The organism is Devosia nitrariae (genome assembly GCF_030160115.1).
Taxonomy (GTDB): Bacteria; Pseudomonadota; Alphaproteobacteria; order Rhizobiales; family Devosiaceae; genus Devosia; species Devosia nitrariae.
In genome coordinates, this window is the sequence record NZ_BSNS01000007.1 from 42,853 (window position 1) to 56,903 (window position 14,051).

The 14,051-nt window shown below is 61.2% G+C and carries 14 protein-coding genes; 5 read left to right on the forward strand and 9 right to left on the reverse strand.

What is annotated here, in order from left to right:
- Positions 1 to 37 precede the first annotated feature (37 nt).
- The 3 genes from QQK18_RS05415 to QQK18_RS05425 all read right to left on the reverse strand — a co-directional run bounded on the left by QQK18_RS05415 (position 38) and on the right by QQK18_RS05425 (position 3,011).
- Positions 38 to 442, reverse strand: a complete 405-nt coding sequence (locus QQK18_RS05415) for a VOC family protein (RefSeq protein ID WP_284339281.1) — start codon at positions 440 to 442, stop codon at positions 38 to 40.
- 456 nt (positions 443 to 898) lie between these two features.
- Positions 899 to 1,900: a phosphotransferase family protein gene (locus tag QQK18_RS05420; RefSeq protein ID WP_284339282.1), complete on the reverse strand. Its 1,002-nt coding sequence runs from the start codon at positions 1,898 to 1,900 to the stop codon at positions 899 to 901.
- 223 nt (positions 1,901 to 2,123) lie between these two features.
- A complete protein-coding gene (locus QQK18_RS05425) occupies positions 2,124 to 3,011 on the reverse strand; it encodes a LysR family transcriptional regulator (RefSeq protein WP_284339283.1) in 888 nt (295 codons plus the stop codon).
- Positions 3,012 to 3,144: 133 nt separating this feature from the next.
- Between QQK18_RS05425 and QQK18_RS05430 the strand changes: the two genes are divergently transcribed.
- From QQK18_RS05430 to QQK18_RS05450, 5 genes are read left to right on the forward strand one after another with little or no spacing between them, the layout of a single operon-like run.
- Positions 3,145 to 4,338, forward strand: a complete 1,194-nt coding sequence (locus QQK18_RS05430; protein ID WP_284339284.1) for an MFS transporter — start codon at positions 3,145 to 3,147, stop codon at positions 4,336 to 4,338.
- Complete coding sequence (locus QQK18_RS05435; protein ID WP_284339285.1) at positions 4,335 to 4,685, forward strand: cyclophilin-like fold protein; 351 nt, start codon at positions 4,335 to 4,337, stop codon at positions 4,683 to 4,685. The genes QQK18_RS05430 and QQK18_RS05435 overlap by 4 nt, the downstream gene beginning before the upstream one ends.
- 9 nt (positions 4,686 to 4,694) lie before the next feature.
- On the forward strand, positions 4,695 to 5,090 hold the full coding sequence (locus QQK18_RS05440; RefSeq protein WP_284339287.1) for a (R)-mandelonitrile lyase: 396 nt from the start codon (positions 4,695 to 4,697) through the stop codon (positions 5,088 to 5,090).
- 26 nt (positions 5,091 to 5,116) lie between these two features.
- Complete coding sequence (locus tag QQK18_RS05445) at positions 5,117 to 5,860, forward strand: SDR family oxidoreductase (protein ID WP_284339288.1); 744 nt, start codon at positions 5,117 to 5,119, stop codon at positions 5,858 to 5,860.
- Between the two features lie 37 nt (positions 5,861 to 5,897).
- Positions 5,898 to 6,350: a cyclophilin-like fold protein gene (locus QQK18_RS05450; protein ID WP_284339289.1), complete on the forward strand. Its 453-nt coding sequence runs from the start codon at positions 5,898 to 5,900 to the stop codon at positions 6,348 to 6,350.
- 163 nt (positions 6,351 to 6,513) lie between these two features.
- Here the strand turns inward: QQK18_RS05450 and QQK18_RS05455 are convergent, their stop codons facing one another.
- The 6 genes from QQK18_RS05455 to QQK18_RS05480 form a co-directional block, all read right to left on the reverse strand.
- On the reverse strand, positions 6,514 to 8,193 hold the full coding sequence (locus tag QQK18_RS05455) for a glycoside hydrolase family 32 protein (RefSeq protein WP_284339290.1): 1,680 nt from the start codon (positions 8,191 to 8,193) through the stop codon (positions 6,514 to 6,516).
- Between the two features lie 54 nt (positions 8,194 to 8,247).
- Positions 8,248 to 9,630: a NosD domain-containing protein gene (locus QQK18_RS05460; RefSeq protein WP_284339291.1), complete on the reverse strand. Its 1,383-nt coding sequence runs from the start codon at positions 9,628 to 9,630 to the stop codon at positions 8,248 to 8,250.
- A 117-nt stretch (positions 9,631 to 9,747) separates the two neighbouring features.
- Entirely contained in the window at positions 9,748 to 10,896 is a 1,149-nt protein-coding gene (locus QQK18_RS05465; protein ID WP_284339292.1) for an ABC transporter ATP-binding protein, read from the reverse strand.
- 4 nt (positions 10,897 to 10,900) lie between these two features.
- Entirely contained in the window at positions 10,901 to 11,737 is an 837-nt protein-coding gene (locus tag QQK18_RS05470) for a carbohydrate ABC transporter permease (RefSeq protein ID WP_284339293.1), read from the reverse strand.
- Complete coding sequence (locus QQK18_RS05475) at positions 11,730 to 12,608, reverse strand: carbohydrate ABC transporter permease (protein WP_284339294.1); 879 nt, start codon at positions 12,606 to 12,608, stop codon at positions 11,730 to 11,732. Before QQK18_RS05475 ends, QQK18_RS05470 begins: the two co-directional genes overlap by 8 nt.
- A 65-nt stretch (positions 12,609 to 12,673) precedes the next feature.
- Positions 12,674 to 13,915, reverse strand: coding sequence for an ABC transporter substrate-binding protein (locus tag QQK18_RS05480; RefSeq protein ID WP_284339295.1), 1,242 nt, complete (start codon positions 13,913 to 13,915; stop codon positions 12,674 to 12,676).
- Positions 13,916 to 14,051: the final 136 nt, after the last annotated feature.

Here is a 14,051-nt window from a genome sequence, read left to right on the forward strand (position 1 = left end):
GATTCTCCCACCTCACGTTTGATGTGAGGGTGTGGGGTCAGACGGAGCCGCTCGGGAACGGGCGCTCAGTTTGCCAGATAGCCTCGATGTTGTTCCCTTCGGGGTCAAACATGAACGCCTCGTAGCTGGTGGGCCGCCGAAAGCCGGGCGGTCCGTTGTCCTTGGCTCCCAATCTCATTCCGATTTCATAAAAGGCGTCCACCGCCACTGTGCTGTCAGCTCGAAACGCCAGGTGAAGGCGCAACATCCCGGCATTTGCCTTCCATTCAGGGTCACCCTCGCCGATCCAGAAGCGGATGGGCATGTCTGGATGCTGTAGGGTCACTGCCTGGAGTTGCGGCTGGCGCTTGATCACCACGATGCCGAGCGGCGCAAGGCATTGCTCATAAAACGGCACCGTAACTTCCGGTCTGTGACACTTAACGCCAAAGTGGTCCAACATCGTTCATCGCTCCCGCGGCCACCAAACTTCAAGATCCTTGCGGCGTCCACTCCCGGTCACGGGCAATCAAAGGGAGCGGGACTGTTCACCATCCATGAGCGTTGTATTGAACGACTGCTTGTGGCGCAAACGCCCCGCTTTCGCCGGTTGATTGAACGTCCGCTTCGGAATACCGCAAAAGCCGGCTCAACGGCGCCTTGATCCCGTAGAGCCGGATTCCGCAACGCAGAGGTACGTGCTGTTGTCTTGTGCCAGGCGATGCGCGACACCGGCGTGCAGAAGCGACGCGTGCGCAAGCACGGCCTCGGTGCGGTGCGCATCAACGAGGACGCTCGGATCGACCGCCCGTCCCGCATATGTACGACGACGGTGTTGGCCGCGACGGGCTTGAGCCAGCTCACGCGCCCGGACTCGGGCGCAGGTCACGATGTTCCGTGCAGGCGCGAAGACGACGACCTACCAGATGACTTCATCAAGATGGTTATGGCCGGAGAGCAGGCGAGCGATGCGGTCCTGCGCCGCTTCGCGTATGTGAGGTTGGGGGTGGTGTGCGTAGAGCGCAAGCTCCATGTGCATGTCGTAGAAGTTCAAACGTTCACGTAGATGCTCGCGCTCGAACAGCTCCGGATACGCGCCGTGCAGCCATCCGGGGACCTCGGTGAGTGTGGTTTCGTCGAGCCCTTGCTCGTCGGGTGTGGGTGGGTACTCTCGCGCTCTCGCGCACCAGCGTAGGATGGTATCGAGCTCGGCATCCGCTGGCTGAGCCAACGCCTCCGCGAAGTCGATCAGGCCGGTGACGCGTCCTTGGTCGACGATGACGTTGGATCCATGTAGATCACCATGGACGAGGACGGGTTTGTCGGTGGCGAACAACGTCAGCCGCTCTTGGATCCAATCGGCGACGTCCGCGAGCAGGCGCGAGTCATGACCAGGCCGTTGTCGGGCAGCCTCGACCTGCTGGGGCGTCGCACTCACGACGGGTGGGTGGTACGCAGGCCACGGCTTGCCGACAAGGGCGTCGGCCAGCCAAGGTGGCAGCAGGTCGGCCGTGACAGGAACGCGGTGAAGTGCGCGCAACGCAATACCGAGGCTTTCGATGATTGCTTGGCGCGTGTGCGAGTCCGCCACCGGCCATGCGTCGCACAGGCTTGTGCCGGGCAGGCGTTCGGAGACGTACCACGGCCCGTCAGGGCCGTCGCCGTGGGCGATGTGCCGGGCGTGTGGGACCTCGCTGCCGGTGAGCAGGTTGACGACTCTAGCTTCGTGGCGATAGGCGTCGCGGAACTGTTCGTTGGTGTTCAGTCGTACGACGTATTCGTCGCCGACCCACGCGCGACTGACCCAGCCGGACTTTGGACGAAAGCGGCCGGTTGCTGGCAGACCAGCGGCCGCCAACGTCCTCAGCAGTGCCGGATCGGTAGCCGGGTCGTCAACGAACGGTGTTGATTGGTCGCACACGTACCAAGCCTCGCACACAAGGGGAATTTCTGCCGTACAAGTCGTGCGCAAAAACTCGGTGGCATTGTGAGAACTTTTGCGACACCTAAGGGTAGCTTTCTGGCCAGCCGATGAGAAGCGGCCCTTCCGCTTCCCACCCCAGAAATGCCGGTCGGCGTCCGACCCCATATCGGCCGTTCGCGGCCAGTTCGACAGATCCCGAAAGCTGCCGTCGGACTGGTGGCTAGCGACGGAGTGCTTCGACAATGACCGAGAAGGCTGGCGAGTTCTGGCGCCTGTTTGGGTAGTACAGGTAATAGCCGGAGAACATCGGCGACCAGTCATCGAGCACCTGGATGAGGCGCCCGGCATCAATGTGATCCCGCACGATGCTCTCAGGCAGATAGGCGATCCCGTACCCGGATAAGGCTGCATCCACCTCTGCATAGGAGGAGTTGAAGATGAGCTGTCCCTCGACACGAACCCGCAGGTCACGGCCGTCCTTTTCGAACTCCCAGACATAAAGCCCACCTGATCGCAGGTGACGCTGGTTGATGCAGATGTGCTCGACCAACTCCTGAGGGTGCTGCGGGACGGAATGGCTGGCGAAATACTCGGGCGAGGCAACGGCAACGAGGCGCCAGTCGGGACCAATCGGCACCGCGATCATGTCCTTGTCGAGGCTCTCACCAAGACGAACGCCGGCGTCGAAACGATCCTCGACGATGTTCCGAAACCCGTTGTCGGAGAAGAGTTCAACCCTGATGTCCGGGTAGTTGCGCAGGACCGGCTTGAGCTTCGGCCAGACGAGGCTTTCAAGCGCATGGTCGGACAACGAAATCCGGATGGTCCCCGAAGGCTTGTCCCGAATGGCCATCAGGGCATCGATATCGGCCTCGAGTTCGCGGATATGCGGGGCCAGCGACCGCAGGAGCCGCTCGCCGGCTTCCGTGGGCGCCACGCTCCGGGTCGTGCGCGTGAGGAGTCTGAGGCCGAGGCGCATCTCCAGCTGCTTGATCGTGTGGCTGAGCGTGGATTGCGATGTGCCGAGCCGTGCCGCCGCTTTGGTGAAGCTGCGTTCCTCGGCCACGGCCAGAAACCAGAGCATGTCGTTCAGGTCTTCGCGCCGCATGGAGCACCTCCGAGGCGACTTATATCACACGCCGATAAGTCCATGCCGATTTCCCCTACTAATCCTCGCAGCTGACCTGGCCTAACTTGCTGGTCATGCAAGACCCCACCCGCAACAACACGAAGAACCAGCCATGTCGGCCCTGACCGCATCGGGCGACGTCGAGAGATATCGCTCCGGCACGACGTGGGGCGCGGTGATCTGCATGTCGCTGCTGACCTTCGTGCTGATCGCCTCGGAATTCATGCCGGTGAGCTTGCTGACTCCCATTGCGCAGGAACTCGGCACCACCGAAGGTCAGGCCGGACAGGCGATCGCGATTTCGGGCCTCTTCGCCATCGTCACTAGCCTTTTCGGCAATTCGCTGTTGTCGCACTTCGACCGCCGAACCGTGGTTCTCTCCTATAGCGGCCTCATCGTCATCTCCGGTCTGACCGTCGCGCTGGCGCCGAACTATGCCATCTTCATGGTCGGCCGTGCCCTGCTCGGCGTCGCAATCGGCGGCTTCTGGTCGCTCTCCACCGCCATTCTCGCCCGCCTGACCACCAGCGCCGACCTGCCGAAGGCCCTGGCGATGCTGCAAGGCGGAACCGCCTTTGCCGCGGTGATCGCGGCGCCGCTCGGCAGCTATCTCGGCGGTCTGATCGGCTGGCGCGGTGCGTTCCTCATCGTGGTTCCGGCCGGCATTGTCGGCTTTGTGTGGCAGCTTGCCGTCTTGCCGAAAATGCCACCAGAGCGGCAGGTTTCGGTCGGGGCGATGATCGGGCTGTTTCGCCGACCGGTCGTGGCGCTCGGGATGGCGGCAACGACGCTCGCCTTCATGGGGCAGTTTGCGCTCACAACCTATCTCCGCCCGTTCCTCGAAGGCGTTACCGGTCTTGATGTCAACGTCTTGTCGCTTGCCTTGCTTGGACTGGGGCTCGGGGGCCTTGCCGGGACTGCGGTTATCGGCTTCGTGGCGCGCACGCATCTCAACAGCGTGCTGATCGGCCTGCCGGTGGTTCTCGCCGTCCTGGCGGTTTCGCTGGTGCTGTTCGGGCATGTGGGCCCGGGTGTGGCGGCGCTGCTCATCCTCTGGGGCCTGTTCACCGCGCCCACTCCGGTCGCCTGGGGCACATGGATGACCCGAGTCATTCCCGGCGAGCTTGAGGCCGGCGGCGGGTTGCAGGTTGCACTTATACAGGGCGCCATCACTGCCGGCGCTTTCACCGGCGGCCTCCTCTTCGACACTGCCGGCTGGTCGAGCACCTTCCTCTTCGCGGCCGGACTCCTTGGCGTCGCCTCGCTTCTCGCCCTTCTGACGACGCGCCGGGAGCTGACGAATTGAAAATCAGGATGACATTCAACGGACAGAGCATCACCGGGACGCTCCACGACAACCCGTCCTCGCGCGACTTCTACGCCATGCTTCCGCTCGACCTTGAGATCGAGGACTACAGCACCAACGAAAAGATCGTGCATCTGCCGCGCAAGCTGACCACCGAGGGCAAAGGACCATTCGGCGATGAGCGGCCCGGTGACATCGCCTATTGGTCCCCGTGGGGCAACCTCGTCTTCTACTACGACGGGTACCGCTACGATCCCGGGCTGATCCGCCTCGGTCGATGCGACGGCAGCTTCGACATGCTGCGCAGACCCGGAAGATATCCCGTCCATCTTGAGCGCATAGAATAGGAGAGAGCCATGCACATCATTCGTGTAGGGTCGCGTCCTTCCGCCAAAGGCCCGGCTGACTGGTTCACCGGCGCGGTGCGGATCGACCCGCTTCTCAACTCCGAAGCTCCTGATCGCGTCCAGGGCGCCCATGTCACCTTTGAACCGGGCGCACGTACCGCCTGGCACACCCATCCGCTCGGGCAATCGCTGATCGTGACGTCAGGTCTCGGCCGCGTGCAGCGCGAAGGCGGACCGGTCGAGGAGGTGCGCCCAGGCGATGTCGTCTGGTTTGAGCCGGGCGAACGGCATTGGCATGGCGCCGCGCCAACGACCGCCATGACCCATATCGCGCTGCAGGAGGTCCAGGACGGCAAGGTCGTGAACTGGATGGAACACGTCACCGACGAGCAATACGGCGCCTGAACGTACCCGATGAAAGAGAGATTCAAATGATCAAGGACAAGGTTGTCATCGTCACCGGTGCTTCTTCCGGCATTGGCGAGGCCACCGCTCGACTGCTTGCCGGCAAGGGCGCCAAGGTGGTGCTCGGGGCCCGGCGCACCGACAAACTCGAGCAGATCGCCCGCGAGATCGAAGACGCTGGCGGCCAGGCGGCTTATGCCGAGCTCGACGTTACCAAGCAGGCCGACAACGATGCGATCGTCAAGCTGGCGCAGGACCGCTTCGGTGGCGTCGACGTGATTTTCCTCAATGCCGGGCTGATGCCCAATTCCATGCTTTCGGCGCTCAAGACAGACGAGTGGCACCAGATGGTGGACGTCAACGTCAAGGGTGTGCTCAACGGCGTGGCTGCCGTGCTCCCGACATTCACGGCCCAGAAGCGTGGCCAGGTGATCGCCAATTCTTCGGTTGCCGGGCTCAAAGCCTATCCGGGCGGTGCGGTCTATGGCGGTACCAAGTGGTTCGTGCGCGACTTCATGGAAGTGCTCCGCATGGAAGCAGGCATGGAAGGCACCAACATCCGCACGGCGACGATCTATCCGGCAGCGATCAATACGGAACTGCTCAACACGATCAGCGACGAGGCCACGTCCGAGCGGATGCAGAGCCTTTACGCAAAGCACGGCATCTCTCCGGAGCGCATTGCAGATGTGGTGGCGTTCGCCATCGATGCGCCCGAGGACACGACCATCAACGAGTTCACGGTCGGCCCAACCGGCCAGCCCTGGTAGGCGCAGCCGTTTAAGCTGCAACATCAGGAATGCCGAAATGAGAAATCATCGTCTGATCACGCTCGTCCTTGCCGGGTTGCTGACCTCGTTCAGCGCTTTTGCCGCCTTCGCGCAAACCGGTGACCAGGTCGTAGGGACTGTGGTCCGTTTCACTTCAGCCTCGACGTCGGTCGACGTGACCATCGGTGAGGACAACCCTACGGTCCGGGACCTTCTCTCGCGGCTGCCGCTCACCATGATCCTGGAGGAATACGCTGGACGCGAGAAGATCGGCTACTTCGATCCAGAACTCGATGTTCAGGGCTCCCCGGGCTCCGATCCCAAGGACGGAGACCTCATCTACTTCGTTCCATGGGGGAATATCGGCTTCTATTACAACGCCTCCGGCATCGGCTATTCCGACCTGACCATCCATCTCGGAACGTACGATGCAGATCTCGACCAGCTGGAGCAGCTCGAGGGCGAAGTCACGGTCGAAGTCGTTCAGTAGCCGAGAATCGCGGCGCGAATGACGATCAGGATGGTGACGGCCGATCAGGCTACCGAACCCCGGTCCAGCCGCACTGACCCCAGCCGCATCTCAGTCCGCTTTGGCGAGAGTGGCGTCATGGGCAGGCACTAACACCGCTGGTTGGCATCGGCCGACGTATGGTTTAGGTGCGCTGAACCGCTCGCCGCTCAGACAGTATCACTTGCGCGGCAGACGTGACTTCAATTCTGTTCGGGGTGATATTCGTATAGCTACGCCTTGTGCCGCAAATGGCACCGTTGTCGCCGAAAACCTCGAGGATCCCCCGGTCGTAGATGACGCGCAGGTCTGTGGCTGACGCGAACGCCGCTTGGTAGCAGATCTGTCCATCATCCTGTGGCAGTTGGACCGAAAGACAGCCGTCCGACACTGAAATTTCGAAGGAGAGCGCGCGTCCCTGCGTGGCGACGATCCTGGTGCCTTCGAGAGGCCCGACCAGACAGAGGTCGGATGGCGCGTCTCTCAAGACAAAACTTCCGTCCTGCCCGCGGGCCAGGGGATAGGCGGGCCAGGTATCATCAAGTTCGGCAACGGGCCGCATCAGGAGCCGCCCTGACTTGCCGAGGCTGAGCTCACGCGGCAGCGACATTTCACCGGAATAAGGCGAGCCGGCAGGCTTGCGGTATTCCCAGTTGAAGAGCCAGGCAAAGGCGATCTGGCGCCCCTCCGCTTCGAAACTCTGCATGGCGTAGTAGTCCGTTCCAAAGTCGAGGATTTGCAGCTCGTCTGTATCCGGCACGAACCTATCGTCCTTGAAGTCGCCGACCAGGGCGAACAGCAGGTTATGGCGACCGGTCGTGGGCTCGGTATAGCCGACAAATCCCATGACCATGACCCACTTGCCACCCAGTGGGAAGAAATCGGGGCATTCAACGGCGCGGGCGCCGTGTTCGCGGTAGTGCGCCGGCGCCCGATAAATTGGGCCGAGATAGGTCCAATCCATGAGATCGTCCGAACCATGAAGCAGCACTGCGGGATCCCCGTGCAGCGCTGCCCCCAGCACCATGCGGTAGGCCCCAGCGGTCTCATCCCACCAGACCTTAGGATCACGGAAATCGTGCTCGATGCCATCCTGGGTGGGGCGCCTTTCGAGCACCGTTTCCGCGCTGGCGGCATGAAGCAAGCCCGGTTCCGGACGGGCCAGCTTCTGGATTTCCTGATAGCCCCTGTAGAGATCATAGGCCGGCAAACGCTCGGTGTAGAAATACATCCGGCTGCCGTCCCGGTCCTCGAAGGCATTGCCCGAAAAGGCACCACCGGTGGCCCCAAGGCGCCAGCAATTCTGCTCGGGGTGCAGGAAAACAGGCAGATGGGTCCAGTTGAACAGGTCCCTGCTGATCGCATGTCCCCAATGCATTGGGCCCCACTCCGTGCTGGCCGGGTGGAATTGGTAGAACAGGTGCCAGGTGTCGCCGATCTTGCTGAGTCCGTTCGGGTCGTTCATCCACTGGCGGATCGGCGAAAAGTGCATTGCCGGCCGTGCAGGGTCGGACCCCATCCAGGTGTCGATTTCCGGCCCTGTACGCAGCGTAAGCCCGTCAGCGTCAAACTCCCAGACCGTAATGCCTGTCTCGGCAACAGTGGCGGGATCGTAGCCATATGCCCAAAGGATGGCTTCGGACCTGTCCCATTCAATGCTGGCGATGCAGGCTTCGCGGTGGTGGTAGCTGAAGAAGTCCGGATAGTCCGGAAACGCTGGCACCCGCCAGAGCAAGGCCTCACCGTGGGTGATGCGGACGAACCCCGGCCCTTGCGCCCAGAATTCGAGCTGGTAGCCGGCGGAAAGGTTGACGCACGATTTCAATTTCAGCCCTTCGCGCCGCTGTCAGTCGGGGCCTGTGGCGCAAACCGCATATGCTCAAGTGGGCTCAAGCTGAGCACTCCCCAGTTGTTGCCCAGGCATCGGTGTGCCTCGAAAGGCATTCACCGCTCGATCGATCACGACCTGCGCATCACTGCCGGAATCCAGGATCGTGTTCTGGATGGACCCTGGCTCGACTTTGACCGCGATGACATCGAGGGTCGTCAGGTTTCTCGTGGACAGGATCGCTTCGACCTGCGTCGAGAAACAGGCGCTGTTCGGCGCATCGTTGGTCTGCGACGCCTCCGTTGTTGCGACGATATGATTGTTCGCGACATAGTTTCCCCGGCCAGAGACGATCCGAATGATTACGGGCTTTTCATAAGAGGGCTCCAGGAACTGAGTGTCGATCGACTCCGAGATGTGGTTGGCGATCACCGAGTTGTTGTCGCCATTGAGATGCAACAGGCCGAATTGGTCATCCAGGCCGTTGTCGTATTTCGTCATCGGAGCCCATGGCTCGCGATCGCGCAGAAAATGATTTGAAGAAATCAGGTTCTCCGAACAGTGTTCGGAGAAGACGAGCATTCCCGGATAAAAAGAGTGAAATCTATTTCCGGTTATGGACGACCTGACCACGCCAGAAAATTCTATGCTGCTGCGCCCCCGGGGGAAGACGTTATTTCCGGAGACCAGAAGCCCACCGAAGTTTTCGGCATAGATGGAATGGCCGTCATAACCCGCTCCAACCAAGTTGTTTGAAACCCGCGAGGCCTGTCCCATGCCTCTCAATTCGATGCAGTTTCCGCATTCCGCGACGAAGTTGTCGTCCACCGTCAGCGCGTCCGAATGGTACGCGACAATACCGTGTTCGAGATAGATCAGGCCCATGCCCTTTATCCGGAATGAGTCATTGGCGCTGGCGAGATGGATCCCCGTCTTGCCGTTCCGGTACGAATTCTCCGCATCGCCATTCGATGCGGCGTCTGTGAAATGCAAGCCGTCAATGCAGAAGTCTGCGAACTCGACCGAGCTGATGCGGGGATTTCCTGCGCGCTCAACGAGAAACGCAGCCTTGGAGGCATCGTCCTCGGCGCCGCTGGGCGCCAAATCCACAAGCACGCGGCTGCCGCCCGGCCAGACCTCGTGCCACTGCTCCAACTCCTGCGCCGGGGTGTTGAAGCGGATGCTCGAGGACGTGAAGCCGTGCCCGGAACCGACAATCTTAAGGTAGCTGATGTCGATGAGGACCTGAGTGACGAGGCGGAAATCACCCGGAGGAATATAGATCACCGCACCTGGCTTGCCGCCATCGTTCACATCGCGGCTCGCCTGCCTGATCTTGACGTCCGCGATGATGCTGTTGATGACCGCGCCGATGTCCTCGTGCGGATTGCCGACCGGCCATTTGGTGACGTCGTAGGCATTTGCACTGGTCATTCCAGATTTATCCTCGGATATGTGTGTCTGGCGCGCGGATCCATTGATGGGGCTGTCCGGCTCGCTTCCAGGGCCTGGCGGCGGGTTGCGGCTTCTGGCATTTGGCTGCTCACCTCATCACCAGATGCTGTTGCGGGTGTTCGGGTCGAAGAAGTGGAGGTTCTCGGCGCTGACGGCCAGCCGCGCCCGGTCACCCGCACGCAGTTGGGTGCGGGGTGAGAACCGGCCGACCGCCGTCCTCTGTGCTCCGCCTTCGACGACCGCATCGGGGTCTTCCGCGTCCACCCAGGGCGCGTCTACCGCGAGGTGCACCATGGTTTCGGCGCCCAGCGCTTCCACCAGTGTCACCGGCGCCGCAATTTCGGCATATCCACGTTTGTCGGTGACGTCCGCATCGTCGATGTCTTCCGGGCGTATGCCGACGATCAGCTTTCGCCCGGAATAGGCCCGCAGGCTTGGTCGCGATGCGAAAATGGCGTCCGGAAGGGTGATGACCTGGCTTCCGAGCCGCAGATCGACACCGTCGAGGCTGGCTTCGTAGAGGTTCATGGACGGAGAGCCGATAAAGGCCGCGACAAAGACGTTGGCGGGACGAGTATAGAGGTTCTGGGGAGTGTCGATCTGTTGCAGGCGCCCGGCTTTGAGCACGGTCACCCTGTCGCCCATCGTCATTGCCTCGACTTGATCGTGCGTGACGTAGATGGTCGTGACGCCCAGCGAACGCTGCAACTTGACGATCTCGGCGCGCATCTGGACACGCAGTTTCGCGTCGAGATTTGAAAGGGGTTCATCCATCAGGAAGGCCTGAGGCCTGCGCACGATTGCACGACCCATGGCAACCCGCTGCCGTTGCCCGCCGGAGAGCTTGGCGGGCTTGCGGTCGAGGTGCCTGGTGAGTTCGAGAATACGCGCCGCCTCGTTCACGCGCTCGTTGATTTCGTCTTTCGGTACGCCCGCCATACGAAGCGGAAACGCGATGTTTTCGCGCACGGTCTTGTGCGGATAGAGCGCATAGGACTGGAACACCATGGCGATATCCCGGTCTTTCGGGTCGACGTTGTTGACGACCTTGTCGCCAATCTTGAGCTCGCCCGAACTGATGGTTTCCAGGCCGGCCACCATCCGAAGAGCCGTCGACTTTCCGCAGCCGGACGGTCCGACAAAGACCATGAACTCCCCATCCTCGATTTCGAAACTCAGATCGTGGATGGCGGGATAACGGTCGCCATAGACCTTGTTGATCCTGTCGAGTTGTATACTTGCCATTGGACTAGCCTTTCACGGCGCCGAAGGTCAGCCCGCCGACGATCTGCTTTTGCAGGAGAAGGGTGACCAGGATGACGGGGAGCGAATAGAGAACAGCGGCGGCGGTCATGGGCCCCCAGGCAAGGCCATAGACCGAGTTGAACTCCGCAATGACGATCGGTGCCGTCTTGCTGTTCTGCGATGTCAGCAGGAGCGCGAACAGGAACTCGTTCCAACTCGCAATGAAGCTGAACAGCGCGCTGATCGCCAGGCCGCTGGGCATCAGGGGAAGGATGATGTGCAGGAAGGCGCCGAAGCGGGTGCAGCCGTCCATGCGCGCCGCTTCCTCGAGTTCCTTTGGCACACCTTCAAAGAAGGCCGACATCAGCAACAGGGCAAGAGGCACCGCCGTCGACGTATGGGCGAGGACGAGTCCGATTGTGGTGTCCAGCAATCCCAGCGTCTTCATGATCTGGAACAGAGGCACGCCGAGCGACACCGCCGGCACCATGCGGGTGACAAGGGCGAACAGGAGGAAGAGAACGGTGATCCGGCGGCGATAGAGTGCCGAGACATAGGCGGCCGGAACCGCGATCAACAGCGAGAGTAGCGTCGTCAGGATCGCCACGATTGCCGAATTGAGGAATGCGTTCGGCAGCCCCGCCGTACCGATGACGGTTGCGAAATTCTCCAGCGATACGCCATCGGGAAAGAAGGACGGCGGGATCTGCTGGACGTCGGCTGCAGGCTTCAGCGACGTCGAGACAAGGTAGACGTAAGGCAGGGCATACGACAGCACCAGGAGCAGAGCAGCAGCGTTGATGACGGTCTTGCCGAAGTCATGGGGTGCACGATCAGCCATTGTCGGTCCTCCAGATCTTCCAGTAGGCGAGGCCGGCAAGAACGATCATGAATACCAGGAACAGCGTTGCCGATGCCGAAGCTTCGCCAAGGTCCCCATATCGGACCATCCGCTGGTAGATGTTCATGGAAAACACTTCGCTGGCTTGGCGGGGTCCGCCCTGCGTCTGGATCCAGATCAGGTCAAAGGTCTTGAGTGCGTCGATGCCTCGAACGATCACGACGACCGCGATGACCGGGCGCATCAGCGGCAGGGTGACGTGCCAGAACCGCTTGATGGCATTGGCACCATCGATCCGCGCTGCTTCAAGCAGGTCTCTTGGTATGTTCGTGAGCCCGGCATAGCTGACAAGGGCGACAAACGAGGTCGTCAGCCAGATGTCGGCGAAGGCCACTGAATAGATCACGATATCCGTGTCGGATAGCCAGTTTATGCCCCTGGGGTCCGGGATGATACCGAGCGCGGTCAATCCGTAGTTGAGGATCCCGATGTCGCCGACGAGGAGAAATCTCCAGAGCAGGCCCGCGACGATTGGCGAGATCATCAGAGGCAGGGCAAAGATAGTGCGGTGCCAATGAGACCGGTCGGCGATCGCCGAGAAGAGAAGCGCTGCACCGAAGCCAAAGATAAACTCGAAGCAAAGGGCAAACACCGAATAGCGGAGCGTCCGCTGGGCGGTTTCTAAAATCCGCTTTGAGGTCAGTGCGTCAACATAGTTGGCAAGCCCGACCCAAATGCGCCCCGAAGGGTTGATCAGCTCGACCTCGAAGAATGAATTATAGACGAGCAGCGCGACCGGGTAAGCGACGAGAAATCCCAAAAACAGCACTGCAGGCGCCAGCATAAGAAGCACGAACCTGCGTTCAGACATCGTTCCCCCCGGTTCGTTGGGCTCCGGGGCGGCATTGGACCGCCCCGGTCTGGCTCGATCCGAGGTTACTGGCCCAGAATATCGCGAGCGGTCGCCGCGGCATCCTGGAGCAGTTCGGCCACGTTGTCTTCGCATTCCAACGCGCCCTGGAAGGCGGGCATGACGGCTTCGTCCACCAGCTCCTGGTAGTCTTCGCTGAGTGGCCGGCCCTTGGTCGCAGGCGCCGAAAGCGTTTCCATCAACGGGCCGAAATGCTCGTAGCCGGGCTTGCCCATGTAGCTTTCGTAGGCCGAATTCGTGGCTGCCAACCCAAGCGGAGCCTCGATGCCCAGTGCGTTGTGGGCAACAAGGTATGAGATGAACTGCCGCGCCGCGTCCTTGTGCTGCGAGGTGGACGGAATGACGTTGTACCAAGGGCCGGGAATGGCGGCGATGCCTGCGGAGCCGGCGATCATCGGCGCGACGCCGACCTTTCCGGTGATCTCGCTGTCCTCAGGGGTCATCTTATAGGCATGGGCCCAGAACTTCATCATGGCCGTTTGGCCCTGGTAGAATAGGTTTTGCGCCTCGCCCCAGCTGATCTCGAGCGCGTTGTCGGGCACCGACTTGTCCAGGCAGAGCGGAGCTCGGTAGTTCTCCAGCGCGTCGATATGAGCCTGATTGTCGAGGATGACGTTGCCTGCATCGTCCAGGATCACGCCAGGTGAGCCGGCCTGCAGAACTTCGGCCATCCATTCTTCGGAAGTGCCGCCAATGACCACCGTGCCATACATGCCGTCCTTGGTGAAAAAGCTCGCCATGTCGCGCCATTGCTGCCAGGTGGCTGGCGGAGCGAGATCGTAGCCGAACTGCTCCTTGAATGCGGTCTGGTTGGCCGGGTCTTCCCAAAGGTCTTTGCGGTAGAAGACGATCTCGGCATTGGCCCAGGCGGGCATGCCCATCATCTTGTTACCCGCATTGGCGTCCATCACGAGGGCGGGCGGGATGTCGGCCTTCACGGCGTCGGTGAACAGATCGGTCAGATCTTCGACATGGGCCGCAAAGGCCGCATTCCAGACGACATCGATGGTAGCAACGTCATAGTTCGATGTCCCGGACGCGATTTCGGCCGATAGCTTGTCGTAGACGCCCTGATAGGGAACCTCCACGAAGTTGACCTCGATGCCCGTTTCCTTGGTAAACGCATCGGCAGCGGCCTGCTGAAGCGAATGGCCGCCGCCTTCGACGAGCACCGTGATGGCTTCGGCGTGGGCGGCTGAGGTCATCAGCGCCAGCGCGGCCACCGTGCAAGATAGCGTCTTCTTCATGTCTCCTCCTGTCATTCTGCACGCGGGACTTGACCCGCTGCAGCTCGGACCATATGCACCAATGTCGACGTCGTCAATCGCAATGACAACGTCGACATTGCTAATGTCGACGTTGTCGATTGCAGTCACCGGGTGG